Annotated in this window: 22 protein-coding genes; 13 read left to right on the top strand and 9 right to left on the bottom strand. The window is 61.6% G+C overall.

Going from position 1 to position 24,480, the window contains the following annotated elements; all coding sequences use genetic code 11:
• The first annotated feature begins 131 nt into the window (after nucleotides 1-131).
• The 3 genes from ABIA48_RS04850 to ABIA48_RS04840 are packed head-to-tail and all read left to right on the top strand — an operon-like array spanning nucleotide 132 to nucleotide 4,227.
• Nucleotides 132-1,496: a cytochrome C gene (locus ABIA48_RS04850; RefSeq protein ID WP_429487259.1), complete on the top strand. Its 1,365-nt coding sequence runs from the start codon at nucleotides 132-134 to the stop codon at nucleotides 1,494-1,496.
• Nucleotides 1,493-2,011, top strand: coding sequence for a sorbitol dehydrogenase (locus ABIA48_RS04845; protein ID WP_429487258.1), 519 nt, complete (start codon nucleotides 1,493-1,495; stop codon nucleotides 2,009-2,011). The genes ABIA48_RS04850 and ABIA48_RS04845 overlap by 4 nt, the downstream gene beginning before the upstream one ends.
• Nucleotides 2,008-4,227 (top strand): GMC family oxidoreductase, encoded by a 2,220-nt coding sequence (locus ABIA48_RS04840; protein ID WP_429487257.1) that lies wholly within the window; start codon nucleotides 2,008-2,010, stop codon nucleotides 4,225-4,227. Before ABIA48_RS04845 ends, ABIA48_RS04840 begins: the two co-directional genes overlap by 4 nt.
• A gap of 116 nt (nucleotides 4,228-4,343) precedes the next feature.
• On the opposite strand, the gene ABIA48_RS04835 is transcribed toward ABIA48_RS04840, so the two are convergent.
• Together ABIA48_RS04835 and ABIA48_RS04830 are read right to left on the bottom strand one after the other, a co-directional pair.
• Nucleotides 4,344-4,841 carry an SRPBCC family protein gene (locus tag ABIA48_RS04835; RefSeq protein ID WP_429487256.1) on the bottom strand — a complete coding sequence of 166 codons (498 nt, stop codon included), beginning with the start codon at nucleotides 4,839-4,841 and terminating at the stop codon, nucleotides 4,344-4,346.
• Nucleotides 4,842-4,954: 113 nt separating this feature from the next.
• The gene (locus tag ABIA48_RS04830; protein ID WP_429487255.1) at nucleotides 4,955-5,725 is read right to left on the bottom strand and encodes an SDR family oxidoreductase; all 771 of its coding nucleotides are present in this window, start codon (nucleotides 5,723-5,725) and stop codon (nucleotides 4,955-4,957) included.
• A 158-nt stretch (nucleotides 5,726-5,883) separates the two neighbouring features.
• On the opposite strand from ABIA48_RS04830, the gene ABIA48_RS04825 reads away from it, so the two are divergent.
• Genes ABIA48_RS04825 through dmpG form a run of 4 tightly spaced genes read left to right on the top strand, consistent with a single transcriptional unit; the run spans nucleotide 5,884 to nucleotide 9,489 of the window.
• A complete protein-coding gene (locus ABIA48_RS04825) occupies nucleotides 5,884-6,726 on the top strand; it encodes an alpha/beta fold hydrolase (protein ID WP_429487254.1) in 843 nt (280 codons plus the stop codon).
• Nucleotides 6,723-7,514 carry a fumarylacetoacetate hydrolase family protein gene (locus ABIA48_RS04820; RefSeq protein ID WP_007986285.1) on the top strand — a complete coding sequence of 264 codons (792 nt, stop codon included), beginning with the start codon at nucleotides 6,723-6,725 and terminating at the stop codon, nucleotides 7,512-7,514. The genes ABIA48_RS04825 and ABIA48_RS04820 overlap by 4 nt, the downstream gene beginning before the upstream one ends.
• Nucleotides 7,515-7,532: 18 nt before the next feature.
• The gene (locus tag ABIA48_RS04815) at nucleotides 7,533-8,441 is read left to right on the top strand and encodes an acetaldehyde dehydrogenase (acetylating) (protein WP_429487253.1); all 909 of its coding nucleotides are present in this window, start codon (nucleotides 7,533-7,535) and stop codon (nucleotides 8,439-8,441) included.
• Between the two features lie 13 nt (nucleotides 8,442-8,454).
• Complete coding sequence (gene dmpG, locus ABIA48_RS04810; protein ID WP_429487252.1) at nucleotides 8,455-9,489, top strand: 4-hydroxy-2-oxovalerate aldolase; 1,035 nt, start codon at nucleotides 8,455-8,457, stop codon at nucleotides 9,487-9,489.
• A gap of 63 nt (nucleotides 9,490-9,552) precedes the next feature.
• On the opposite strand, the gene ABIA48_RS04805 is transcribed toward dmpG, so the two are convergent.
• The 4 genes from ABIA48_RS04805 to ABIA48_RS04790 all read right to left on the bottom strand — a co-directional run bounded on the left by ABIA48_RS04805 (nucleotide 9,553) and on the right by ABIA48_RS04790 (nucleotide 13,137).
• Nucleotides 9,553-9,720 (bottom strand): hypothetical protein, encoded by a 168-nt coding sequence (locus ABIA48_RS04805; RefSeq protein ID WP_007986291.1) that lies wholly within the window; start codon nucleotides 9,718-9,720, stop codon nucleotides 9,553-9,555.
• A 480-nt stretch (nucleotides 9,721-10,200) separates the two neighbouring features.
• Nucleotides 10,201-10,749, bottom strand: coding sequence for an ADP compounds hydrolase NudE (gene nudE, locus ABIA48_RS04800; RefSeq protein ID WP_429487251.1), 549 nt, complete (start codon nucleotides 10,747-10,749; stop codon nucleotides 10,201-10,203).
• 78 nt (nucleotides 10,750-10,827) lie between these two features.
• The gene (locus ABIA48_RS04795) at nucleotides 10,828-11,958 is read right to left on the bottom strand and encodes a helix-turn-helix transcriptional regulator (RefSeq protein WP_429487250.1); all 1,131 of its coding nucleotides are present in this window, start codon (nucleotides 11,956-11,958) and stop codon (nucleotides 10,828-10,830) included.
• Nucleotides 11,959-12,093: 135 nt separating this feature from the next.
• Complete coding sequence (locus tag ABIA48_RS04790; RefSeq protein WP_429487249.1) at nucleotides 12,094-13,137, bottom strand: Rieske 2Fe-2S domain-containing protein; 1,044 nt, start codon at nucleotides 13,135-13,137, stop codon at nucleotides 12,094-12,096.
• A gap of 146 nt (nucleotides 13,138-13,283) precedes the next feature.
• On the opposite strand from ABIA48_RS04790, the gene ABIA48_RS04785 reads away from it, so the two are divergent.
• The 4 genes from ABIA48_RS04785 to ABIA48_RS04770 all read left to right on the top strand — a co-directional run bounded on the left by ABIA48_RS04785 (nucleotide 13,284) and on the right by ABIA48_RS04770 (nucleotide 16,876).
• Nucleotides 13,284-14,123: an SDR family NAD(P)-dependent oxidoreductase gene (locus ABIA48_RS04785; RefSeq protein WP_429487248.1), complete on the top strand. Its 840-nt coding sequence runs from the start codon at nucleotides 13,284-13,286 to the stop codon at nucleotides 14,121-14,123.
• Complete coding sequence (locus ABIA48_RS04780; protein WP_429487247.1) at nucleotides 14,110-15,036, top strand: alpha/beta hydrolase; 927 nt, start codon at nucleotides 14,110-14,112, stop codon at nucleotides 15,034-15,036. Before ABIA48_RS04785 ends, ABIA48_RS04780 begins: the two co-directional genes overlap by 14 nt.
• Nucleotides 15,033-16,148 (top strand): 3,4-dihydroxy-2-butanone-4-phosphate synthase, encoded by a 1,116-nt coding sequence (locus ABIA48_RS04775; protein ID WP_429487246.1) that lies wholly within the window; start codon nucleotides 15,033-15,035, stop codon nucleotides 16,146-16,148. Before ABIA48_RS04780 ends, ABIA48_RS04775 begins: the two co-directional genes overlap by 4 nt.
• A gap of 269 nt (nucleotides 16,149-16,417) precedes the next feature.
• On the top strand, nucleotides 16,418-16,876 hold the full coding sequence (locus ABIA48_RS04770) for an REP-associated tyrosine transposase (protein ID WP_429487245.1): 459 nt from the start codon (nucleotides 16,418-16,420) through the stop codon (nucleotides 16,874-16,876).
• 639 nt (nucleotides 16,877-17,515) lie between these two features.
• Here ABIA48_RS04770 and surE read toward each other — a convergent pair.
• The 3 genes from surE to ABIA48_RS04755 form a co-directional block, all read right to left on the bottom strand.
• The gene (surE, locus tag ABIA48_RS04765; protein WP_429487244.1) at nucleotides 17,516-18,493 is read right to left on the bottom strand and encodes a 5'/3'-nucleotidase SurE; all 978 of its coding nucleotides are present in this window, start codon (nucleotides 18,491-18,493) and stop codon (nucleotides 17,516-17,518) included.
• A 78-nt stretch (nucleotides 18,494-18,571) separates the two neighbouring features.
• Entirely contained in the window at nucleotides 18,572-19,951 is a 1,380-nt protein-coding gene (locus ABIA48_RS04760) for a DUF1329 domain-containing protein (RefSeq protein WP_429487243.1), read from the bottom strand.
• A 23-nt stretch (nucleotides 19,952-19,974) separates the two neighbouring features.
• Nucleotides 19,975-21,492: a DUF1302 domain-containing protein gene (locus ABIA48_RS04755; RefSeq protein ID WP_429492790.1), complete on the bottom strand. Its 1,518-nt coding sequence runs from the start codon at nucleotides 21,490-21,492 to the stop codon at nucleotides 19,975-19,977.
• 324 nt (nucleotides 21,493-21,816) lie between these two features.
• On the opposite strand from ABIA48_RS04755, the gene ABIA48_RS04750 reads away from it, so the two are divergent.
• The gene (locus tag ABIA48_RS04750) at nucleotides 21,817-23,559 is read left to right on the top strand and encodes an FAD-binding protein (protein WP_429487242.1); all 1,743 of its coding nucleotides are present in this window, start codon (nucleotides 21,817-21,819) and stop codon (nucleotides 23,557-23,559) included.
• Nucleotides 23,556-24,434 (top strand): SDR family NAD(P)-dependent oxidoreductase, encoded by an 879-nt coding sequence (locus tag ABIA48_RS04745; RefSeq protein ID WP_429487241.1) that lies wholly within the window; start codon nucleotides 23,556-23,558, stop codon nucleotides 24,432-24,434. The genes ABIA48_RS04750 and ABIA48_RS04745 overlap by 4 nt, the downstream gene beginning before the upstream one ends.
• Nucleotides 24,435-24,480 lie beyond the last annotated feature (46 nt).

Below are 24,480 nucleotides of genomic sequence, written 5' to 3'. Positions count from 1 at the left end.
CTTCGATTGGTTCTACCTCCAAACCTCCTCCAGCATAAAACCCTACCTAGACTCCTACGTGCCAGGAGGCAGTGAGAGTCCACGACGGACCGGTGTGATCTCCTGGTGCCCTGATGCCAAGGAGATCAAGCATGAGAATGGAAGTCAGTCGGCATGGCCCGCTGGGCTGTGCCTTGTTCGGCGTTTTGCTGTGCCCGTTCGCCAGCGCCGCCCCCTCGTTGTCGCCGCAGATACCCTTCGATGTCACGGCCACCCAACCCATCTCCCTGTCCAGCCTGCAAGGCAATTTCGATGAACTGTCGTGGCAGACCTTCATCGCCCTGAACTGGCCGGCCCTGGACAATGGCAATCCCGATACCGGCACCACCATTGGCAAGCAGGATGGGGCCACGGTCTGGGAAAGCTGGAAAGAGAGCTACCAGATTTTCCGCGCCAAGGGCCAGACACCCTTGCCCTGGGATGCGCCGGCGACGCTTCCCGAAGTGTGCAAGCAGCTCAAGCCCGGGCGGTTGCTGCAGCAGATGGGCAAGGTCCCCGACATGCTGGATGAATTTATCCAGCCCTTCGAGAGCGGCCCGCTGGTGGATCAGAACGGCGCTTATACGCGCAATGAAATCGTGGTCAACCAATCGATGTTCAACGGGATCGTCGACAACGGCCTGTACAGCATCGAAGGCCAGCAGAAATTCTTTGCCGCGAAAAAGACCAACACCGTGGCATTCAGCTGTGGCTCCAACGACACGAGTCAGGTCGGTTCGGTGATGGTGAAGGCATCCTGGAAGGTGCTGGGAGCCAACGACCGTCCCCAGGATTTCCACACGGTCGATGCGCTGGTCTATACGCCGGGCAACAGCGACCCGAGCCACGGGCCGATAGTCGAGGAGTCGTGTGCATCCCAGTCGGTCGGTCTGGTGGGCTTGCACATCGTCCATAAGACCGCCAGTGCACCGCAGTGGGTCTGGTCGACCTTCGAGCATGTGAACAACGTGCCGGAACAATCCACACCGGTGGCGCAGCGCAAAGGCCCGTACCTGTTCTACAACGCCGCCAGCGACAGTGCGATCAACCAGCCTCCGCCACGACCATGGAACCCGGCCGTCAAGGCGACGCCCTCGCAGATCGTGCGCGAAGTGCCGCTGACCGGGCCCACCAACACCTTGAACGCCAAGTATCAGGCCCTGTTGCGCACGGCCAACCCGCAGAGTGTCTGGGCCAACTATCAGTTGATCAGCACCCAGTGGCCGACCGCCGCGCCGCCACCGAACTGCCAGATTTCGGCCGCCAACCCGCTGGGCAATCCCGCGCCCTCGTTCCTGGCCAACGCTACGTTGGAAACCTACATCCAGGGCACCACGCCCCAGGCGTCTTCCAGTTGCATGGCCTGTCATGGCAACGCCGCTACTCATGTCACCGAATCCCCACGTACCAGCTTCGCGGACTTCACCTATTTGCTCGAACGCGCGCAGTCCACTTCCGGACAAGGAGCCAAACAATGAGCACTGACCTGGACAATTTCGTCGGCCTGTCATCGGCCCTGACCGGTATTCCCATCGCGCGCCTGGCGCCGCAGCTCGACCCGGTGGGTTTGCCACCGCTCTTTCTCGATTACGTCACTCCACGCATCACCACGGATGTGCTCAACCCGTTGTTGACGCAGTACGCCACGCTGGCGGCCGACCACGTGCCGCCGGATAAGATCGCCCAGCAGGTGCTGGTCACCACGCAACCGACCCCCAACTCCGTGCTGGCGGCGCGTTCAATCATGAAGCTCTGGTTTCTGGGCGTCTGGTACCAGCCGTATGACGCAGGGAGCTATAAAAAGGGTGATTCAGCGGTGGTGTCCGACCAGGCCTACATCTACAGCTGGGCCTGGAAAGTGGCCCAGGCTCACCCCATGGGCTACAGCGAATCGTTCTTCGGTTACTGGAACGAACAGCCGTCGAGCCTCGAGGACTTGACCGGCGTGCCCGCCACCGCGTCTTCCAGTGCACAGCAAGGAGACCGGTCATGAGTATTGAACAAGCCGAAGTGGTGATCGTTGGCGCCGGACTGGCCGGCAGTATTGTCGCCTATCAACTGGCCATGGCCGGGGTGGAGGTGCTGGTGCTCGAGTCGGGACCGGAGATCCCGGTCAACCGGGCTCAATACCTGGAGCGGTTCTACACGACCACGCTGAAAACCCCGGAATCGCCCTATCCACCAGTCACCAGCCTGGACCCGCCCCGTGATCCGGCCGGGCAGAACGCCCCGCGTGCAACCATCGCCGACCTGATCCTGGGCTGGGACGATCCAAAAGTCAGTTACCTGGTGCAGAAAGGCCCGATGCCCTTCACCAGCACCTATGAGCGAGTCGGCGGCGGGACCACCTGGCACTGGGTCGGGACGTGCCTGCGCATGGTGCCGAACGATTTTCGCCTGAGGTCCCTTTATAACGTCGGGGTGGATTGGCCTATCGGCTACGATGACCTGCAGAGCGCCTATTGCCGGGCCGAAGCGGAAATCGGTGTCTCGGCCAACGTCGCCGACCAGGCCTACCTGGGCATGACGTTCCCCGAGGGCTACGCTTTCCCGATGCGCAGCATTCCGTTGTCGCTGGTCGATGGCAGTTTTGTCGCGGCGGTGACCGGGCAGACCTTCGACGGCTTGCCTCTGGTGGTCAGTCCGACGCCCGCCGGACGCAACTCCGAGCCCTACGCGGGGCGCCGTGTGTGTGCCGGCAATACCAACTGCACACCGATCTGCCCGATCCAGGCCAAGTACGACGCCACCGTGACGATGAACAAGGCCCTGGCCACCGGCAAGGTCAAGGTGCTGTACAGGACGGTTGCCACCAAGTTGAACGTAGGGTTGGACGGCACTATCTTCGGTGTGGAATTCAAGCAGTATCAATTGGGTGATGGACCGATCACCGGCTTTGGCGAGGCCCTTGGTCAACGTTATGTCATCGCCGCCCATGCCATCGAAACCCCCAAGCTGTTGCTCAACTCCGCCACGCCCGCCTGGCCCAAGGGCGTGGCCAACAGCAGCGGTCAGGTGGGGCGTAACCTGGCCGACCACCCGATCTACCTGGCGTGGGGGCTGATGCCTGAAGGCAAGGCGATTTTTCCCTACCGTGGCCCCCTGTCTACCGCGGGTATCGAGAGCTTGCGTGACGGTGCCTTTCGCAGCGAGCGCGCGGCGTGGCGTATTGAGATCGGCAACGAGGGCTGGAACTGGCCGGCCAACGATCCCTACAAAACGGTGGCCGACTTTATCGACGGTACGAACGCCAACGGCGTCAACCCGCTGAAGTCGGACCAGGACCCCAAACCCCCTACCGAGGCGCTTTATGGAACAGCGCTGGTGCAAAAGCTCAACGACATCTTCGTCCGGCAGTTCCGCATCGCGTTCCTGGTGGAGCAGGTGGAAGACGATCCCGATAACGCCAAGTGCTACATCGTGCCGTCGGCCGACTTCAAGGACCGGCTCGGTATTCCCCGGCCGGAAATCCACTATGAATTGTCCAAGTACACCCAGAAGGGGTTCCTGGAGGCAAAACGGCTGGCCACTCACATTATCAAAGACCTGCTCGGCGCCGTGGAGCTGACCACACCGCTTACGCCAGGGACGTTCACTTACGGGAACGAACCTATGAGCTTCCAAGGAGCCGGACATCTGATGGGCACCTATCGCATGGGCAGTGATCCGGCCACATCGGTGGTCGACAAGGACCAGCGCAGTTGGGATCACAAAAACCTGTTCCTGGTAGGCGATGGCGTTTTCCCCAGCAGCGGGACCTCGAATCCGAGCCTGACGATCGCCGCGTTGTCGTTCCAGGCCGGAGACACCGTGGCCAACGATCTGAAGGCAGTGACCTTGACGGTCCAGGCCAATCAAACCTGGCAGGGCACCGGCGTGCAGATCAACGGGTTGGTGCCGCGCCTGGTTCGCTACGTCAGTGGGCTATGGTGTGCCAGCCCACAAGGCGGCAATGTCGATGGAAACGGCGGTTCGAGGCACATCGACTACAGCAGCTATGCCTTGCCCGGTGCTGCCGAAGGCGCCTTGATCGGTCGTGTGGGCAGCGGTGGCAAGCCGTTCCTGGTGGGGGATCTGGCGCAGGTGCCGGGCAACCAGCAAGGGGAGCTGCAATTGTGCATCAATGATGATCTGACCGGGCAACACGGGGCTGGCTTGAGCGATAACACCGGTGCGCTGACCATCCGGGTCGAGTTCGGTGCCTTGTAGTGATCGAGCGGCAATCTGTGGGAGCGAGCTTGCTCCCACAGTTTTTGTGGTGACCCCGGCATTTGCAAACACCCCCAATCCCCTGTGGGAGCGGGCTTGCCCGCGAAGGCGGCGTGTCAGGCAACATTGATGTTGGATGTGCTGACAGCCATATCCGGATTCTGTGTCCGGCCGGTTTCGTAGAAGGCCTTGAGGTTCTCGGCAATCTGCTGCACGACCTTGTTGAAGGCCTTGGCCAGCACTCCTTCAATCAGCCTGCCACCGCGCAGGCTGTAACTCATTTGCAGGGTGATGCGGGTCGCGTCGCCCTCGGCTTGCAGGGCATAGCTGAAGCTGGCCCGGCGAAACGGGAAGGGCGATTCATTGCCGCCCTTGTGCAACCGCAGCACAAACCCTGTGCCTTCCTGCCACTGCACCACGCTTTCATCCAGATACTGACCGCCCTTGCGCAACACCCGGCGACTGGCGCCGACACCTTCCATTGCACCGGGATGAAACCGGCAACCGGTCAACCCCGGCACATAGTGCGGGGCGAGGCTCAGGTCGCGCAGTTTGGCCCAGGCGGCTTGTGGCGGGAGATCGAGAAAAACACTGTGGCTGGCGATTGCGGGCATGCCGGAACTCCTTTTGTTATTTGAATGCTTGAAAGATCGCAGCCTCGTTTCACTCGACAGCTCTTACAGAGACTGAGGTTCAACTGTAGAAGCTGCCGCTGACTGCGATCTTTTCAGGATTGCGCCGCGTCAAGAAACGCCGGTCGCTCGCCGGCACCATGCACCGCGATGTCCGCGCCGCTGACATAGCGGGCCAGCGATGACGCCAGGTACAAACAGGTATCGCCAATGTCTTGCGGAGTCGCCAGACGTTGCAACGGAATGGTCGCTGCCACCCGGGCAATGCCCGCGTCGTCACCATAATGCATGGCTGCCTGCTCGGTGAGAATCAGCCCGGCGGTCACCGCATTGACCCGCACCTTCGGCGCCCATTCCACCGCCAGCGAAGTGGTCAGGTTCAGCAGACCGGCCTTGGCCGCGCCATAAGCGGCGGTGCCGGGAGACGGGCGGGTGGCGCTGACGCTGCAGATATTGATGATCGCGCCGCCGTCGTCCTGGGCCTGCATCACCTGGTTGGCCTGCTGGCACAGGTTCAGTGGCGCGATCAGGTTCAAGCGAATGATCGCTTCGCTGAATCGCGGCGAAGCCGTGGCAGCGTCGGCATTCGGTGAGCCTCCGGCGTTGTTGACCAGCACATCGAGGTGGCCGAAGCGCTCGACGATTTGCGCGATCAAGTGCCCGGATTGCTCGACATCCCGCAGGTCGCAGGGCACGAACAGCGCCTCGCGCCCGCCGCTGGCAGGCAAGGATTGCGGGGCTTCGCGACCGCAGATCACCACCTCGGCGCCGCAGTCGAGAAAGCGCTGGCTGATGCCGCGTCCGACGCCTTTGCCACCGCCGGTGACCAGTACCACTTTGCCGCGAAAGTCCATTGGATCAAGCATGGGAATTCTCTTTTTGCCGCTCGGGAATGCCGTCGATGCTAGGTCCGCAGCCTTGTGCCGGCCAACGTCCAAAGGGACTAGGTAGTCCTGTCGGACGATGTTGCGCAGCCGGCCCGTCGGAATAATCCGGCTACAACAACAGGCCGGGAGGACACCTTATGGGCGCTTCAGCGCAAGGGCACTTCGTTACGCTGCCGGATGGTTTGCAGCTGCGCTATGTGGATATAAGCGGAAAGGATGGCGGGAGCGGCGAGCCGGTGATTTTCATCCATGGCAGCGGGCCGGGAGCCAGCGGTCACAGCAACTTCAAGCAGAACTACCCGGTGTTCGCCGAGGCCGGTTATCGAGTCATTGTCCCGGACCTGCCGGGCTATGGCGCCTCGGACAAACCCGACACCCTCTACACCCTGGACTTCTTTGTTACCGCCCTGAGCGGTCTGCTCGATGCCCTCGACATCCAGCGTTGCGTGTTGGTTGGCAACTCGTTGGGCGGTGCCATCGCCATCAAGCTGGCCCTCGACCAACCGCTGCGCGTCAGCCGTCTAGTGCTAATGGCGCCCGGTGGCCTGATGGAAAAAGAACAGTATTACCTGCAGATGGAAGGCATCCAGAAAATGGGTGCGGCCTTCGCCAAGGGTGAACTGAACGATGCGGCGGGCATGCGTCGCCTGCTGGCGCTGCAACTGTTCGACGAAAGCCTGATCAGCGACGAAACGGTCAACGAGCGGGTGGCGGTCGTGCAGCAACAGCCGGTGTGTGTGTTGTCGACCATGCAGGTGCCGAACATGACCGCACGCCTGGGTGAACTGCAGTGCCCGATCCTCGGTTTCTGGGGCATGAACGACAAGTTCTGCCCGTCCTCCGGTGCCCGGACCATGCTCGAAAATTGCTCACGCATTCGCTTTGTGATGCTCAGCGAGTGCGGACATTGGGTTCAGGTCGAGCACCGTGATCTGTTCAACCGCCAGTGCCTGGCATTTTTTCAGGAGGCCCGCGGATGAGCGTGCAATTGCGCCGTGAGTTCGGCGAAGAGCTTTATCAGGCGCTGCTCAGTGGCTCCACCCTGGCGCCGCTGACCGAGCGTTGGCCGTCGATCAGCATCGAAGACGCCTATCACATTTCCCTGTACGCCATTGAGCGTCGGGTGGCGGCCGGTGACCGGATCGTCGGCAAGAAGATCGGCGTGACCTCGGCGGCGGTCCAGCAGATGCTCAACGTGCATCAGCCGGATTTCGGCTTCATCACGCGGCAGATGTCGTTCGATGACGATGCGCGGATTTCCCTGTCGGCCAACAAACTGATCCAGCCCCGTGCCGAGGGCGAAATCGCCTTCAAGCTCAAGCATGATCTGGTCGGCCCCGGCATCACCGAGGCGGATGTGCTGGCCGCCACCGAATACGTGATGCCGTGCTTCGAGATCGTCGATTCACGGATTCACGACTGGCGCATCCGCATCCAGGACACCGTGGCCGACAACGCCTCCTGCGGTGTGTTCGTGTTGGGCGACAGCCAGGTCGACCCGCGCGAGCTGGACCTGCCCAACTTGCGCATGCGCGTGTTCAAGAACGGAGAGCCGCTAAGTGAAGGCCTGGGTTCGGCAGTGCAGGGCAATCCGTTGACGGCGGTGGCCTGGCTGGCCAACACCCTGGGCGCCTTCGGCATTCCGTTCAAGGCCGGGGAAATCATCTTGTCCGGCTCCCTGGTGCCACTGGAACCGGCCCGAGCCGGCGACTGTTTTTCTCTGACCATCGATGGCCTGGGCAGTGCCCGGGTGTCTTTCTGCGCCTGACTTTTGGAGTTTGACCCCATGAGCAAAAAACTCAGAGCGGCCATTATCGGCCCGGGCAATATCGGCACCGATCTGCTGATGAAAATGTGCCGGTCGCAATGGATCGAACCGGTATGGATGGTCGGCGTCGATCCTGAATCCGAAGGCCTGAAACGTGCCCGGGAAATGGGCATTAAAACCACCGCCGGCGGTGTCGATGGCTTGCTGCCGCACGTACTCGACGACGATATTCGCATCGCCTTCGACGCCACCTCGGCCTACGTGCATGCGCAAAACAGCCGCAAGCTCAACGAGCTGGGGGTGATCATGATCGACCTCACGCCGGCGGCCATCGGCCCGTTCTGCGTGCCGCCGGTCAACCTCAAGGAGCACGCGTCGAGCCTGGCGATGAACGTCAACATGGTCACCTGCGGTGGCCAGGCGACCATCCCGATGGTGGCGGCGGTGTCGCGGGTGCAACCGGTGAGCTACGGCGAAATCGTTGCCACCGTGTCTTCCGGTTCGGTCGGCCCCGGCACCCGGCAGAACATCGACGAATTCACCCGTACCACGGCCGGTGCGGTGGAGAAGATCGGCGGTGCCCGACGCGGTAAAGCCATCATCGTCATTAACCCGGCCGAGCCGCCGCTGATGATGCGCGACACCATCCACTGCCTGACCGATGACGAGCCGAACCAGGATGCGATCCGCACCTCGGTGCTGGAGATGGTTCGCGAAGTTCAACGCTATGTGCCCGGCTACAAGCTGATCAACGGGCCGGTGTTCGACGGGCGCAAGGTGTCGATCTTTATCGAGGTCGAAGGCCTTGGTGATTTCCTGCCCAAGTCCGCCGGCAACCTCGACATCATGACCGCCGCCGGATTGCGCACGGCCGAGATGTTCGCCGAAGAAGCCCACAAGGGCACCCTGCAACTGCCTGCCCGTTGAGTGGAGAATCGCTATGAATTTGCAAGGTAAGAGCGTCCGTCTGCATGACATGAGCCTGCGCGACGGCATGCACGCCAAACAGCATCAAATCAGCATTGAACAAATGGTCTCGGTGGCCACCGGCCTCGATGCGGCCGGCGTGCCGCTGATCGAAATCACCCACGGCGATGGTTTGGGCGGTGCGTCGTTGAACTACGGTTTTCCGGCCCACAGTGACGAGGAGTATTTCGCCGCGGTGATCCCGCAGATGAAGCAGGCCAAGGTTTCGGCCCTGTTGTTGCCGGGGATCGGCACCCTCGACCACCTGAAAATGGCCCACGAACACGGTGTGTCGACCATTCGTGTCGCCACCCATTGCACCGAAGCGGACGTGTCGGGCCAGCACATCGGCATGTCGGCGAAGATGGGCCTGGACACTGTCGGCTTCCTGATGATGGCGCACATGGTCAGCGCGGAGAAACTGCTGGAGCAGGCGCGGCTGATGGAGAGCTACGGCGCCAACTGCATCTACTGCACCGACTCGGCCGGCTACATGCTGCCCGATGAAGTCACGCAAAAGATCGGCGCCTTGCGCGCCGGGCTGAACGCCGGGACCGAAGTCGGTTTCCACGGCCACCACAACATGGGCATGGCCATCGCCAACTCCCTGGCCGCCATCGAGGCCGGTGCTGCGCGCATCGATGGCTCGGTAGCGGGCCTTGGCGCGGGAGCGGGCAACACGCCGCTGGAAGTGTTCGTTGCGGTGCTGGAGCGGATGGGCGTCAACAGTGGTGTCGATTTGTACCGGATCATGGATGTGGCCGAAGACCTGGTGGTGCCGATGATGGACCAGCCGATCCGTCTTGACCGCGATGCCCTGACCTTGGGGTACGCCGGGGTCTACAGCTCATTTTTGCTGTTCGCCAAACGCGCCGAGCAAAAGTATGGAGTTGCCGCTCGCGAATTGCTGGTGGAGTTGGGTCGACGCGGCACCGTGGGGGGGCAGGAGGACATGATCGAAGACCTGGCACTGACCTTGTCTCGCGCTCGTGGGATCTTGCCGACCTGATCCTTGCCGGAACGAAAAAACCACCGAATTTGGTGGTTTTTTTATGACTATTGCAAACCGTGCTCAAGGCAGCAGATTGCGCACCACGGGTGGATAGCAGTTGATGGCCGCGCTCGAACAGCTGAAGTACGCGGTGGTCGGTCGGTAGGCTTCATTTTTGAACAATTGACACAGGCTGGTGGAAGTACCCGCACAGAGGATGATGAACAAAGCACAAGTAGTTTTGCGCATGATGGGTCTCGACACGGTTTTATTGTTGTAGAGACAGGTTATGGCGGTAGCGCGAGGGTGACTTCGTCCGAATGGACTAGCCGATCAATTTGAAGCTGCCCCGTCCCCTTGTGGGAGTGGGCTTGCTCGCGAAAGCGGAGTGTCAGGCGCCATGGATGTTGGCTGTGCCGGCCACTTCGCGAGCAAGCCCGCTCCCACAAGGTTATTGGGCGTTCCCGGATTTGCGTCAGGCCGTGATCCTCTGTGGGAGCGAGCTTGCTCGCGATGGCGATGTGTCAGGCGCCATGGATGTTGGCTGTGCCGGCCTCTTCGCGAGCAAGCCCGCTCCCACAGGTTTATTGGGTGTTTCCGGGATCTGTGTCTGGCTGCAATCCCTTGTGGGAGCGGGCTTGCTCGCGAAAGCGGAGTGTCAGGCGACGTGGATGTTGGCTGTGCCGGCCTCTTCGCGAGCAGGCTCGCTCCTACAGGTTTTGTGTGGTGTCAGGTTCGTCGGGCGAGGGCGCCCATGGCCATGAACAACGCTGCAATTGCCCGGGCTTCGTGGAGTTCGCCGCGGGCTACCAGTTCGGGGATCTGCGCCAGTGGTATGCGCAGGCATTCCAGGGGTTCGGGTTCGTCGCCTTGCAGTTGGCAGGGGCTCAGTTGTTCGGCCAGCACCACCCGGTAGCGATGGCACAAATGCCCCGGTGCCAGCGTCAGCTCGCCCAGCTCGGTGAGGCGTGCGGCACGCATGCCGACTTCTTCGCTCAGTTCGCGCTGCGCCGCCTGCAAATAGTCTTCATCGGGCTCCGCGCCGCCCTTGGGCAGGCCGAGTATGGTTTTTTCCACGCCGACCGCGTATTCGCGCACCAGCAACACATGCTGCGGATCGGGCATCGCCACCAGCATCACCGAGCGATAACCGGTGCCGCGCAGGCGTTCGTAGACCCGTTGCTGGCCGTTACTGAATTGCAGGTGCAGGGCTTCGATCTGAAAGTGGCCGCTTTGCGCCAGCAGTTCAGTCTTGAGGATGGTTGGGCAGTTGCGCATGGGGCAGTCCCCTGTTTGGGATGAAGACACTGTGCGCTGTCCAACGGGGGCCGCCATCGTCCGAGCGGACGAGGACGGCTAGCCGAGGGTTGCCACGCTGCGCAGGATCAGGCGCACCAGCATGGTCTGGCGGGTCACGCCGGTCTTGGAGAAGGTCGAACGCAGGTGGGCCCGCGAGGTGTTGCGGCTGATGCCCAGTTCTTCCGAGGCTTCGTCGAGGGTCAAGCCGTTGGCCAGCAACATCGCCAGCTGGGTTTCCGCCGGGGTGAAGTCGAACAGGGCGCGGACGATCTCCTGCGGTGCGGTGGACTGTTGCTCCGGGTCGCTGATGAAAATCACCACGGTCGGGCACTGCTTGCCTTCGCTCCAGTCCGTCAATGGCACCGAACGCACGATGATCCCCAGATCCGCTTTCCCGGACGGCCGCTGCACGCGCAGGGCTTCGACCACCGACGGGTTGCTGCTCTTTTGCGACAACAGCGACTGCTTGACCAGTCGGCGGAACTCCTGGGTGTCCCGGGCCGTACCGACCTGCAGGCCATCGTTGACCAGTTTGATGCCGTCCTTTTCCTGGATCAGCCGGTCGGCGACCTGGTTGGTCTGCAGCACCTTGCCGGACTCGTCGAGGATGATCGTGCCAACCGCCATCTGGTTCACCGCGCCGGCATACAGGTTGCGTTCGGCTTCGATGCGGTTGAGCTGCATGTGGATCTTGATCGACCGCTCCAGGTGCGCAATGAAATGCGTGAGCATGGCCTTTTCTTCGTTGCCGAAGGGCTTGTCATCACGCCCGCGGCTGATGCGAATGCGGCACTGGGCGCCATCGACAGTGTTGATGTCGGCACCGAGGATGTGGAACACGTCCACCGGTTCAAGGAAATTCTTGTAGAACTCGGAGTTCTGCCAGTCGTCGTTGGAGACGAACTCGGCGAGGGTCACGACCTGGCGGTTGGGCAGGTCGACAAACGGGTCGAGGCTGAAAAAGTGTTTGTTGTACGACGCGGTCGCCTCGGTCGAGGTGCCGGTGGTGTTGACCATCAAACCGTCCACGTGGGCACTGGGCGGACGCAGGATGAAGGTCACGTACTTGCTGTTCAGATGCACATTGAGCTGATTGAGGAAAGTCGCCCAGGGAATATTTTCCAGCGGACCCTGATAGAGGTTGCCGATCAAATCACTGAACGTATCGAGGCTGAGGCTCTGCTGCATAGGGAAAACCGTTTTTATTATTAGCGTTGGCGGTGGCCGAGAATAAGCGCCGGTATCGACTCCTTGCAACGCTCGGGCTCAGGGCCTGACCGGCGGCTGCCGCTCAGGCCCGGGGCGGGCGAAAAGCCGCTGGCGTCAGACCCGTTCGCTGGCGCGCACGACAAACTTCTTGTGCTCGGCAACGTCCGCCGACAGCGCCGCGACGTCGGTGTAGAACTGCTCGTACCAACGGCGCAACTGATAGACCGGGCCGTCGCCGTCACACAGCAGCGGGTTGTCGACGCGGGTCTTGCTGTGCCAGATGGCCACGTCTTCGTAGAAAGCTGCCTGGGCCTGAGCCACGTAGGCCTTGGCCATCGCCTGGTTCTGCTCTTCGCTAAGTCCCGGGATCTTTTTCACCAGCACGCCGTAGCGCAGGGTGAAGCTGTCGAGGTCAATCGGCACGTGGCAGTTGAGCAGGATTGAATGGATCGGCTGGCCGTTCATGGCGCCGTTCATTTCGGTGATCTGATAGGCCGGGCCGAAATAGGTGGCTTCAGTGCTCAACACGCTGTCACCGGACAGACGCTCGCTGCGGGCACGCATGATCTGGGTCGCCAGGTGGCCTTCGAAGACGTTGATGAACTCCTCGACCGGTGCACCGTGCACGGTGCCGAAGTGCGCCATGTCGGCGATGTTGTCGATCAGTTCGCGGCAGTTGGTGCCAATCTGCAATTCGGCGACTTCCCACGCAGCCCATTCGTCGCTGAAGCAGGCGTCGATGCGCGGGATGCGTTGTTCCGGCAGCGGCGCGTTGCCTTCGGGGTCATTCCAGACGAACAGCAGTTGGTTTTCCTCCATGATCGGCCAGCTTTTGATTTTGGCCCGTGGCGGAATGCGTTTGGAATAGGGGATGTCATCGCAGACGCCATCGGCACCCCAGCGCCAGGCGTGGAACGGACAGCGGATCGAGTTGCCTTCGACGCAACCGGTGCTCAGGTCTGCGCCCATGTGCGGGCAGTAGCCATCAAGAATATGCAGCTCGCCGTCTTCACCCTGGAACGCCACCAAGCGGGTGCCGAACACCTCCAGGCGATGGGCCTTGCCGTCGCGGTATTGCGCGGCCAGGCCCAGGCAATGCCAGCCACGGGCGTAGCGGTCTTCCAGCAGTTTGGCTTCGATGCGGTGCAGGGTACTCATCTTATTATTCTCCCAAGGGATCACGGGGTTGGCGCATGTAAGGGATTCTGCCGCCCCTGTAAAAGCGGGCATCGTCTGAATGGACGATGGCTGCATTGGGCAGGCCCGCTCTACTGGCGCCATTGGACCCATGGCAGGAGTTGGCGATGAGTGATGAACAAGGGCCGGTAGCGGTGATTACCGGGGCCGCCAGTGGTATCGGCCGAGGCCTGGCTGAACACGCGGCGACACTGGGCATGCGCCTGGTGCTGGCGGATCGGGATGCGGCGGGCTTGCAAGCCCTGTGCGACGAATTGAAGGCCAGCGGTGTGCAAGCGATTGCCTGCGTCACCGATGTCGGTGAGGTGAAGCAGGTCGAGCGCTTGCGTGACCGGGCTGTCGAGCACTTTGGTGGGGTCGACCTGCTGTTCAACAACGCCGGGGTGATGCAGACCGGATTCAGTTGGGAAATCACCGAGACGCAATGGCAGCGCATGCTCGACGTCAACCTGAGCGGCGTGATCAACGGCATTCGCAGCTTTGTGCCGCTGCTGCTCAGTCAGGGCCGGGCGGCCCATGTGATCAATACCGCGTCCCTTGCCGGGCTGGTCAGCAGCCCGCTGATGGCGCCGTACAACGTGACCAAACAGGCGGTGGTCGCGCTCTCGGAAACCCTGCATTACGAACTTGCCATGCTCGGAGCACCAGTGTCGGTTTCGGTGCTGTGCCCGGGGCCGGTGGCCAGTGAAATCATGGCCTCGAACCAGGTGGTGGACAGTGCCGGTTCTGATTTCAGTCAACTGCTCGACAGCACCATTCGCCAGGGCATGACCCCGGCGGAACTGGCTGCGCAAGTGTTCGCCGCCGTCGCGGAAAAACGCTTCTGGATTCTGCCTCACAAGGGGTTCAAACCGGCCTTGGAACGCCGGGTACAAAGCATCCTGGGCGAGACCAATCCGCGATTTCAAATGACTGACGTAGAGGACGATGCCCATGCCGCTCGATAAGCAGATCGCTGGGGTTCTCCAGCAGTTCCGCGATATTCCTGAGCCCGATTTCAGCCAGGTCGATGCCGCTCAGTACCGGCAGTTCTCCGACAACTTGCTGCCGGCCATTCCCGGCGATCCGATGAGCGAGGTGCGTGACCTGCGGGTGGCCGGCGCAGATGGCGAGCTGGATGCGCGGTTGTACAGGCCATCGCAAGAGTCAAACCTGCCGTTGCTGGTGTTTTTCCATGGCGGCGGATTTGTCATGGGCAATCTTGATACCCACGACAACCTCTGTCGTTCGCTGGCGCGCCAGACCGAGGCGGTGGTTATTTCGGTCGCCTATCGATTGGCCCCGGAGCACCCGTTCCCGGCGGCGCCCCTCGATTGTTATGCGGCCACTTGCTGGCTGGTCGAACAGGCCGCTGAACTGGGTGTCGATGGTCGCCGACTGGCCGTGGCCGGGGACAGTGCCGGGGGCAACCTGGCATTGGCGGTCAGTCAATTGGCGGTACAACGCAAGGGGCCGAAGATCAGTTATCAGTGCCTGTTTTACCCGGTCACGGATGCAGGTTGCGACAGTCAGTCCTTCGAGGACTTTGCCGAGAGCTATCTGCTTTCCGCCGGGATGATGCGCTGGTTCTGGCAGCAATATCTGCAAGACGTCGGGCAGGCTGATGATCCTTTGGCCTCGCCACTGCGCGCCGAGAGCCTGGCGGGCTTGCCGCCGACCACCCTGATCACTGCCGGGTTCGACCCGTTGCGTGACGAAGGCGAGGCGTTGGCCGAATGTTTGCGCGAGGCCGGCGTACCGGTGCGATTGCAACGTTGCGAAGGCATGATTCACGGTTTTATCAGCATGGCGCCCTTTGTCGAAGGAGCGGCACAGGCCCTGACCGATGCGGCGGTCGACCTGCGTGGAGCACTCAAATGAGCGGCCCGGCTTTCAACACGGTGCCACAACTGATCGAAGCCATCGGCACCGGTCAGATGGTGGTGATCACCGACGACGAAAACAACGGCGAAGGCTCGTTGCTGATGGCCGCCGAACAGGCCGGGGCCGAGGCGGTCACCTTCATGGCGGTGCAGGCACGCGGGCTGATTTGCCTGGCCTTGACCGAACAGCGTTGCCGCGCCTTGGGGCTGGACCTGATGGTGCCCAACTCGCGAGCGCAACACGGCGTGGGTTTTACCCGCTCGATCGAAGCCGCCACCGGGGTGTCCACCGGCATCTCGGCGGCGGACCGGGCGCGGTCGATCCAGGTGGCGGTCGACCCGGCCAGCGTTCCGGCGGATTTGGTGCAACCGGGGCATATCTTCCCGGTGCAGGCTTTGCCTGGTGGCGTGATGCAGCGCGCCGGACATGTCGAGGCTGCGTGTGACTTGACGCGCCTGGCGGGGTTGCAACCGGCGGCGACCCTGGTGGGGATTCTCAACGAGGACGGCGAACTGGCCCGTGGCGCCGAGTTGCATGAATTCGCCCAACGTCATGGCCTGCGGATCGGCACCATTGCCGACCTGATCCACTACCGCATTCTGCATGAAGGCACGATCGAGCGCGGCGACGAATATCCGTTGCATACCCGCCACGGCGAGTTCCAGGTGACGACCTATCAGGACACCTACCAGGGCGCGTTGCACCTGGCACTGGTCAAGGGCCGGATCGACAGCACGCAACCGGTGCTGGTGCGGGTGCAAAGCATCGAGACATTGCGCGACGTTCTGGGATGTGAAAGCGAAAGCGGGACACAGCAGTGGACCCTCGAACGCTCGCTGGCGAGCATCGCCGCCGCCGGTAACGGCGTCCTGGTGTTGCTGGCACAAAAGGAAACTGCCGACGGCGTACTTGAACAGTTGCGCCAGCGTAGCGGCGGCAAACTGCGTACTCCGCAGTTTCCGCAACGGACCCTGGGCATCGGCGCACAAATCCTGCGCGATCAGAACGTGCGCAAAATGCGCCTGATGAGCTCGCCGGTGCCGTACAAGGCCGTGTCCGGATTCGATCTGGAAGTGACCGAGTTTGTGCCGTTTCAATCCGCAGGCTAGAGCCAACACAAAAAACTGTGGGAGCGAGCTTGCTCGCGATAGCGGAGTGTCAGTCACCAACTATTTTGAATGTGCTGGCCTCATCGCGAGCAAGCTCGCTCCCACAGGGGTAGTGGGTGTACGCAATATCTGCGAGCAACCAAAATCGTTGTGGGAGCGAGCTTGCTCGCGATGGCTATCTATCAGACATATCCAGTCAAAAGTTGCCGCTACGCTCAAGCATTTCCAAGTCTAGCCTTCTCCATGACTTCATCATTGGAGGTAATGGAATGCCTGATTTACCTGCTTCGCATCGTCTACGCATCGGCCGTTATGCTGAGTCCAACAGGATTTACCTGCTCACTACCAACACTCTAGATCGAGCACCTGTTTTCCGGGACTTTCACTTGGGCAGGTTGGTCGTTGATCAGTTTCGAGCAGCTCAAGAGCAACGTCGAGCGAACTCATTGGCTTGGATCGTCATGCCCGATCATTTTCATTGGTTGATCGAGCTGCAGCAGTGCTCACTCCGTGAGTTGATGCAATCAACCAAGTCATTGAGTACCCGTGCCGTGAACATGTCCATCGGACGAAGAGGCAGCCTTTGGCAGCAGGGCTATCACGATCGGGCGCTGCGGCGAGATGAAGATCTGGTAAAGCTTGCACGATATGTTGTTGCCAACCCGTTACGGGCTGGGTTGGTGGAAAAGCTTGGCGATTATCCTCTGTGGGATGCGATATGGGTTTGATCCGGAACCGGATTGCCACCATCGCGAGCAAGCTCACTCCCACAGTGATTTTTGGCTGTTCGCAGATGCTGCGTACACCCGCTAACCCTGTGGGAGCGAGCTTGCTCGCGATGGCGGAGTGTCAGTCGACATCTTTTTTGAATGTGCTGGCCTCATCGCGAGCAAGCTCGCTCCCACAGTAATTTTTGGTTGTTCGCAGATGTTGCGTACACCCGCTAACCCTGTGGGAGCGAGCTTGCTCGCGATGGCGGAGTGTCAGTCGACATCTTTTTTGAATGTGCTGGCCTCATCGCGAGCAAGCTCGCTCCCACAGTAATTTTTGGTTGTTCGCAGATGTTGCGTACACCCGCTAACCCTGTGGGAGCGAGCTTGCTCGCGATGGCGGAGTGTCAGTCGACATTTTTTTTGAATGTGCTGGCCTCATCGCGAGCAAGCTCGCTCCCACAGTAATTTTTGGTTGTTCGCAGATGCTGCGTACACCCGCTAACCCTGTGGGAGCGAGCTTGCTCGCGATGGCGGAGTGTCAGTCGACATCTTTTTTGAATGTGCTGGCCTCATCGCGAGCAAGCTCGCTCCCACAGTAATTTTTGGCTGTTCGCAGATGTTGCGTACACCCGCTCCCACAGGTTTTGCGTTGGATTATGGCTTGATCCCGCGCAAGATTTTCTTCGCCTGATCCTGTACCGCCTCCGGTGCCGTCATGTTGCCGTCGATCACGGTGATCACTGCATGGCCTTGCCACAGTTGGTACGCATCGGCCTTTTGCTGGGCGTCGGTCGGTGTCGAGGGGGCGGCCAGGTTGACGTGGACCACGCCGTCGGCGCCGCGCTGGGAGGTGAAGTTCACGCGGTCCCAATTGCCGATCGGGGCAAAGCTCACACCTTTGACTTCATCGGGTTTCAGGGGTGGGTAGTTGAGGTTCAGGCCGCTGACACCCGGCAGGCCGAGCACGTTCAAATCACACTGATGTTTATTTCTGGCGCAGGCCTGTTTGGCTTCGGTGCCGGCCAGACTCGCCTGTTCAATGACCCTCACCGCAAACTGCGCCGTGTCGTCCATGGCGCCGAGGGTTTTGCGGGCGCCTGCCTGCTGGTCGCGGATGATCAAGTCCATGTCGATCCCCGTGGACACCGCCACCGCCGCAATCCCCTTGAACATTGCCCGCACAGCCGCGTTGAGGGTGCCGGACATCTGCGTCAGCGGGCCGACGTTTTCGCCAAAGTTGCTGCCTGACACCACCAGGTCTGGCGGCGAATCCTTGAGGATCACGTCGAGGCCGACGTTGACCGCATCCACCGGTGTGCCGATGGCGGAGGTCTTGCCGGCGGGCGGGGTGTAGCCTTCCGGCGGCCCGACGCAAAACTTGCCCGGCGCCAGTTCGGTCACCGCCAGGGCCTGGCCGGGCACGACCACGCTGGCGGCACTGATGCCGCTGCTGTCGTGCAACGGGCCGACCAGGGTGACCTTGTGCCCGGCCGCCGTCAGGGCGCGGTACATCGCATCGATGCCGGGCGCGCGGCAACCATCGTCGTTGGTCAGCAAAATGTTCAGGGCATTGGCTTGCATCGACAGGCCAACGCTGGCCATGGCGATAATGCCGGTGAGGAGTTTGTTCATGGGCAGTCTTCCGTGAAATCTACGAATTTAGAAAAGCACAACGCCCCGACCGAATGAATCGGTCGGGGCGTGGCGGGTTTAGCGGGTGCCGAGTTTGCGCAGGTTGCCAGGGGTGAATTCGTCTTCGGTGAAGGCGGTGGCGTTGAGCTTGGCCGGTTTCTGATCGACCAGCATGCGGTCAACCAGGTAGGAGCCGGCCATCAGGTCGTGGTAGATGCCGAGGCGAGCGTGGTAGCGCTGCATCTCGTAGGCGTAGATCGAGGTCTGCATGTTGGTGCGCCACAACTGGCCACGGCTGTCGTAGTTATCGGCCATGGTCGCGGACCAGGTGTCCTCGTCGAGGTACAGCACGCGCTTGGCGTATACATGGCGGGCACCTTCCTTGAGGTTGGCCTGCAACACCCAGACACGGTGTTTCTCATAGCGCATGTACTGCGGATCGACGTGACCGGTGGTGGACAGGATCTGCTCGGCCGTTACGCTCGGGTCGTCGATCTTGTAGTTGTGGTACGGGATGTAGATTTCTTTCTTGCCGACGATGGTCCAGTTGTAGCGGTCCGGCGCACCGTTGAACAAACGGTCTTCGTCGTACACGCGAAAACCTCCCGCGCCGGTCGGCGAGTCGTAGCCCACGGTCGGTGCGCGACGTACCCGGCGTTGGCCCGGGCTGTACTGCCAGGCCTGGCGCGGGGAAGACGTCGGGTTGATGAACTCGTGACCGACCACGATCTCGCCTTTCTTGCGTACCGGTTCCAGGGTGGTGATCAGGAAGTTGGTGAGCACACCGTTGGCGGTATCCAGGGATTTGTCCGGGCTCGACCAGATCGAGAAGATCTTGTAGTTGACCTCTTCGAGCACCTTTTCCTTGTTGGAGTACACCACCGCCTGGCCGTAGTTGGCCTCTTCAGTGTTGGCGCGCCCCTGCAAGGTATGGTTGAACATCAACTCGCTGCCGTTCTTCGGGATCGGGAACGGCGAGGCGCCCCAGGCGTTTTTGGTGTCGTTGTTGTCGTTGTCGAGTTCGGCAGTGACGGCGTTTTTCTTGATCTGGTCTTCCAGGCGCTGATCCAGGCGGAAGTCGCGGTGGCTCGGGTACACCGGGATCTTGAAGGTATCAGGGTAACGCTTGAGCAGCGCTTTCTGGCCATCGGTCAGGTTGTCGGCGTACTTGTCCATGTTCTTCGAATCGATCACGAACAGCGGTTTTTCCGCAGCGTACGGGTCCGGATACGGAGTGCCGGGGCCGGCGTATTTGAGCTGCGGTGGCAGGCCGCGCCATTTGCCGGTCCAGGCCGGAATGCTGCCGTCGGCGTTGCCGGCTTTTTCGGCGCCCATCGGGGTCAGGTCCTGGCCCAGGCGGGCGGCTTCTTCGGGGCTGACTTTGGCGTAAGCCAGGCCACTGCCGAGCAGGCCGACGGTCAATGCCGTACTCAATAATGTTTGGGTGAATCTGGACATGCTGTGCTCCTCCGACAGGGGAATCAGAACCGGTACTTAAAGTTGAGCGCGACGTTGTCGCGGTCGGCCAACGGGCTGTTGTTGGCGTTGCCGAGGTAGGCGTTGTAGCGGGCCTCGACGGTGAAGTTGCCCAGGTAGCGCCACGAACTGCCGATGCTGGCGCGGTTATCGTTCTGGCCGGCGTTGATCGAGCCGACCATCGAACTGTCGCCGTGGGCGGCGGCGCTGAAGGTGACAGGCACCGACATGTCCCAGCCGCTGAACACGTCGTTGTAGTCAAAGTTCGCCTGCACCGTGTAGCCCCAGGCATCGCGGTCATAGACCAGGCTGTCGGTACCCGGCAGCGCGAAGCCCGGCGCCAGGGTGACCGGCTGCGACTTGTCGTTGCTGACCACGGTGTTGTAGACCACTTCACCGGTCAGGGTGGTGTTGTCGGCGAAGGAGGTCGGGCCGAGCACGTAGATCAACGACGTTTGCGCTTGCACGGTCTTGCCACGCACGGGGCTGGAGAAACCGTTGTCGACCATCACCGGCGTACCGTCGCGGTAGCTGACTTCACCGGCCCAGCTGACATCGCCGAGCACGGTGGCGAAGCTCGCGCCGAACAGGTCGATGTTGTCGAAGTAGCGCACCTGGTAGCGGCCCAGCATCGTCGCGAAATCCAGCGACGGGGTCTTGTCGTGGTAACGCGAGTAGTAGATGCCGAACTCGGTGTTGTTCAACGACTCGGCGGCGTAGGTGAAGGCCAGACCGTACTGGCCGCTGTCGCTTGGCTTGTCGTCTTTCAGACGGGTGACAAAACCGGAGGCGTCGTTGAAACCACCCTCATCAATGAAGTCGGTGGTGGAGAAGTAGCTACCCACGCCGAACAGCTCGGTCTTTTCCCACTTGTATTGGTAGTAGGCCTGGACACCCAGGCTTTCGGTCAGGGCGAACTGGGTGAACAGTTGGCCGACCGGCAGCAGGATTTCCTTGACCTCGACACCGGGAGTGGTCGCCTTGGTCGCGTCCACCGGGCTCTGGGCCGCGGAAATACCCGGATAGAACAGGCTCTCACCCCAGCTCACCACCTGGTTACCCAGGCGCGCGTTGAGGGCATGGCCGCTCACGTCCCACGTGCCATAGGCGTAGTAATCGAGCATGCGCAGTTCATTGCGATGCTGGTCGATGGTGTCCTGGGAGAAGCGATCAGGCTGGCTGCAATGGCCGCCGGCGAAGCAGTTGGAAGTGCCGGTGGTGTTGTCGTTGTCCTGATCGTAGACGTTGTCGTAGAAACCGGTCGCACGGACAAACACGCCGTAGTCGTCTTGCCACTTGATGTTGGCTTCGGTGAGAAAGCCGCTGCGGTTGTTGATCAGGCTGCCTTTGTCGAACGCGTTGTCGCCGTCGTTGGCGTTGGCATTGGCAGTCAGCTTGTGATCGCGAGACTCGGTCCGCCAGGCGAGGCTGTACGTCAGTGTGGTGTCCCAGTCGATGCTCAAGTCTTCGCTCGGCTGAAAGCTCATGGCGTTAACGTGAGCGCTTAATCCGCCAGCCAGCATCAACAGAACAAGCTGTGTGCGAGGGTGCTGTGTTGGTGGGGCGATTATTGTTTTTATCATGTCGTCCTCATGGCCCAGGTCAGACCTGCCCGACCTGCATTTCAGGGGGGATTGGTGCTGTGGGCGACTATGGAGTCATGACTTGTGCGCAACATCGTCCAAGCGGACTAAGCGATTTGCACGGGGTGGCCGCAGGCCTGGCCTTAGTCCCATCGGACGATGAACACCCGGCGTGCGCGGCGAACAATCCCGAGACCGACTGCACCGGGCGAAGATCCGGCGGTGGCGGTTTCTGCCTGATGGGCGCTGAACAAGGGTGATCGCATGAACGCTGCCGGGATCAAATGGGACGAGTGCTGTGATGTGTTGGTGATTGGCTCGGGAGCCGGGGGCATGACCGCTGCGCTGCGCGCCCATGACCTCGGCTTGAATGCGCTGCTGATCGAGAAGAGTGGCGAGTACGGCGGCACGTCGGCGGTGTCCGGCGGCGGCATCTGGATCCCCAACAACCACCGGATCAACGCCATCGGCGGCAGTGATTCGGCAGCCGAAGCGATTGCCTACATCCGTGCCGTGACCCATGGCGAGATCGACGACGGGCGCATCGAAGCCTATGTCGAACATGGCCGGGAGATGGTCGAGTACCTGGAAAAACACACCCGCGTGCGTTTCGAGGCGCAACCGCGTTACGCCGATTACTACCCGGAAGTCGCGGGCGGCAAACCGGGCTATCGCTCGATGGACCCGCAACCGTTCGATGCCGCCGAACTCGGCGAAGAATTCCTGCGCATGCGTGCGCCGTCCCCCGGCACCCTGATGATGGGGCGCATGGCGATGACCATGAAAGAGGCACAAGTGCTGCTATGCCGTGGCCCCGGCTGGTTGCGCCTGACCCTGCGGGTGATGTGGCGTTACTGGCGTGATCGCGAAGGCCGGCGTTTGTCCCGCCGCGACCGCTACCTGACCCTGGGCAATGCCTTGATCGGTGCCTTGCGCTGTTCGTTGCAGGATCGCGGCAAATCGCTGTGGCTCAACTGTGCACTCGAAGAATTGCTGCTGGTCGGCGACCGGGTCGGCGGTGCGCGGGTCAATCGCAACGGTCAACGGCTCAACGTCAAGGCGCGCTACGGGGTGATCATTGCCGCCGGTGGTTTCGAGCGTAATCAGGCGATGCGCGAGCAATATCTGCCGCAGCCGTCCCAGGCGAACTGGAGTGCCACGCCGCCGAACAATACCGGCGATGGCATCCGCGCCGGCCAGGCCATCGGCGCGCGAACCGCGTTGATGGAACACAGCTGGTGGGCGCCGACCACTTACGTCAAGGGCGAAGAAAAACAGCGTGCGCTGTTCGTTGAACGCACCTTGCCGGGGTGCGTGATGGTCAATGCGGCGGGGGAGCGTTTCGTCAACGAAGCCGCGCCCTATACCGATATCGTTTACGCGATGTACGCCAACCACCGCGAAGGCGCCGCGAGTGTGCCGTGCTGGATGGTGTTCGACGCCGAGTTCCGGCGCAAATACCCGTGCGGCGCCTTGTTGCCGGGTTATGCCCAGCGCGATTGGCAACTGCCCGAGCATCTGCGCGACTACTTCCACAAGGCAGCGAGCCTTGAGGAGCTGGCGGCGAAAATCGACGTCGATGCTGGCGGACTGGTCCGCACCGTGCAGCGTTTTAACGGCATGGCCGTGCAGGGTGTCGACGAGGATTTCCACAAGGGCGAATCACTGTTCGACCGCTACTACGGCGACCCGAACGTGCAACCCAATCCGTGCCTGGCGCCGTTGCTCAAGGGGCCGTTCTACGCCGTGCGCATCGACGCCGGCGACATCGGCACCAAGGGTGGCCTGTTGACCGACGTGCACGCCCGCGTGCTGCATGAAGACGGAGAACCGATCAACGGCCTGTACGCCATCGGCAACAGCGCCGCCTCGATGATGGGCCGCACTTATCCAGGTGCCGGTTCGACCATCGGTCCGGCCATGACCTTCGGCTACCTGGCGGCCAATCACATCAAGCGCCAGAGCGAAACCGCTTCGGCGAAAACCTTGTTCGGGAGCGTTGAATGAATCAGCCACATCAACAAATCGCTGTCGTGACCGGCGCCAGTCGCGGAGTGGGCCAAGGCATCGCCTTGGCCCTCGGGGCGGCCGGCATGACCGTGTACGTCACTGGCCGCGCTCCGGCGCAGGGCGGGTCGAATCTGTACGGGCATGCCTTGCGCGGTTCGCTACAGGACACCGCCGCCGCGATCACCGCAGCCGGTGGACGGGGTATCGCGGTGGTCTGTGATCACGCCGATGACGCGCAGGTTCGGGCGCTGTTTGCCCGCGTAGAAGAGGAGTGCGGGCATCTGGATTTGCTGGTGAACAACGCCGCGTTCATCCATGACCAGTTGATCGAACCGGGGCCGTTCTGGGCCAAACCGCTGGAGCTGGTACGGATTCTCGACGTCGGCCTGCGCTCGGCCTACATCGCCAGCTACTACGCCGCGCCGCTGTTGTTGCGCAGTGCCCAAGGGCTGGTTTGCTTTACCTCGTCGTTCGGGGCCGGGTGCTACATGCACGGTCCGGCATACGGCGCGCAAAAGGCCGGAGTCGACAAACTGGCGGCGGACATGGCGATCGATTTTGAGGGGCAGGGCGTGGCGGCGTTGTCGCTGTGGCTCGGCCCGCAACTGACTGAACGCACCAGGATTGCCGGCGAGCAGCATGGCGAGCAGTACCAGGCGTTTCTCGCCCACGCTGAAACCCCGCAGTTCAACGGGCGGGTGATACATGCCTTGCTCAATGATCCACAGTTAATGGCACTGTCCGGGCAGACCCTGATCACCGCCGAAATCGCGCCTGGCTACGGCATCAGCGAAGCCGAAGGCCGCCAGCCACCGTCGCACCGCGCCCTGCTCGGCGACCCGCGCCAGCAGCATCCGGCGCGGGTGGTCTGACTCAGTAGCAGGTAAAACATAAAACCCTGTGGGAGCGGGCTTGCTC

It is taken from the genome of Pseudomonas sp. S30_BP2TU TE3576 (assembly GCF_050436025.1).
Classification (GTDB): Bacteria; Pseudomonadota; Gammaproteobacteria; order Pseudomonadales; family Pseudomonadaceae; genus Aquipseudomonas.
The sequence above is the reverse complement of the archived record's forward strand: the minus strand, read 5'-3'. Positions and strand labels throughout refer to the sequence as shown.

Excerpts from the sequence above, each read along its gene's own strand:
- ABIA48_RS04850 (WP_429487259.1), top strand. The coding sequence starts at position 132 with ATGAGAATGGAAGTCAGTCGGCATGGCCCGCTGGGCTGTGCCTTGTTC.
- ABIA48_RS04845 (WP_429487258.1), top strand. The coding sequence starts at position 1,493 with ATGAGCACTGACCTGGACAATTTCGTCGGCCTGTCATCGGCCCTGACC.
- ABIA48_RS04840 (WP_429487257.1), top strand. The coding sequence starts at position 2,008 with ATGAGTATTGAACAAGCCGAAGTGGTGATCGTTGGCGCCGGACTGGCC.
- ABIA48_RS04835 (WP_429487256.1), bottom strand. The coding sequence starts at position 4,841 with ATGCCCGCAATCGCCAGCCACAGTGTTTTTCTCGATCTCCCGCCACAA.
- ABIA48_RS04830 (WP_429487255.1), bottom strand. The coding sequence starts at position 5,725 with ATGCTTGATCCAATGGACTTTCGCGGCAAAGTGGTACTGGTCACCGGC.
- ABIA48_RS04825 (WP_429487254.1), top strand. The coding sequence starts at position 5,884 with ATGGGCGCTTCAGCGCAAGGGCACTTCGTTACGCTGCCGGATGGTTTG.
- ABIA48_RS04820 (WP_007986285.1), top strand. The coding sequence starts at position 6,723 with ATGAGCGTGCAATTGCGCCGTGAGTTCGGCGAAGAGCTTTATCAGGCG.
- ABIA48_RS04815 (WP_429487253.1), top strand. The coding sequence starts at position 7,533 with ATGAGCAAAAAACTCAGAGCGGCCATTATCGGCCCGGGCAATATCGGC.
- dmpG (WP_429487252.1), top strand. The coding sequence starts at position 8,455 with ATGAATTTGCAAGGTAAGAGCGTCCGTCTGCATGACATGAGCCTGCGC.
- ABIA48_RS04805 (WP_007986291.1), bottom strand. The coding sequence starts at position 9,720 with ATGCGCAAAACTACTTGTGCTTTGTTCATCATCCTCTGTGCGGGTACT.
- nudE (WP_429487251.1), bottom strand. The coding sequence starts at position 10,749 with ATGCGCAACTGCCCAACCATCCTCAAGACTGAACTGCTGGCGCAAAGC.
- ABIA48_RS04795 (WP_429487250.1), bottom strand. The coding sequence starts at position 11,958 with ATGCAGCAGAGCCTCAGCCTCGATACGTTCAGTGATTTGATCGGCAAC.
- ABIA48_RS04790 (WP_429487249.1), bottom strand. The coding sequence starts at position 13,137 with ATGAGTACCCTGCACCGCATCGAAGCCAAACTGCTGGAAGACCGCTAC.
- ABIA48_RS04785 (WP_429487248.1), top strand. The coding sequence starts at position 13,284 with ATGAGTGATGAACAAGGGCCGGTAGCGGTGATTACCGGGGCCGCCAGT.
- ABIA48_RS04780 (WP_429487247.1), top strand. The coding sequence starts at position 14,110 with ATGCCGCTCGATAAGCAGATCGCTGGGGTTCTCCAGCAGTTCCGCGAT.
- ABIA48_RS04775 (WP_429487246.1), top strand. The coding sequence starts at position 15,033 with ATGAGCGGCCCGGCTTTCAACACGGTGCCACAACTGATCGAAGCCATC.
- ABIA48_RS04770 (WP_429487245.1), top strand. The coding sequence starts at position 16,418 with ATGCCTGATTTACCTGCTTCGCATCGTCTACGCATCGGCCGTTATGCT.
- surE (WP_429487244.1), bottom strand. The coding sequence starts at position 18,493 with ATGAACAAACTCCTCACCGGCATTATCGCCATGGCCAGCGTTGGCCTG.
- ABIA48_RS04760 (WP_429487243.1), bottom strand. The coding sequence starts at position 19,951 with ATGTCCAGATTCACCCAAACATTATTGAGTACGGCATTGACCGTCGGC.
- ABIA48_RS04755 (WP_429492790.1), bottom strand. The coding sequence starts at position 21,492 with ATGCTGGCTGGCGGATTAAGCGCTCACGTTAACGCCATGAGCTTTCAG.
- ABIA48_RS04750 (WP_429487242.1), top strand. The coding sequence starts at position 21,817 with ATGAACGCTGCCGGGATCAAATGGGACGAGTGCTGTGATGTGTTGGTG.
- ABIA48_RS04745 (WP_429487241.1), top strand. The coding sequence starts at position 23,556 with ATGAATCAGCCACATCAACAAATCGCTGTCGTGACCGGCGCCAGTCGC.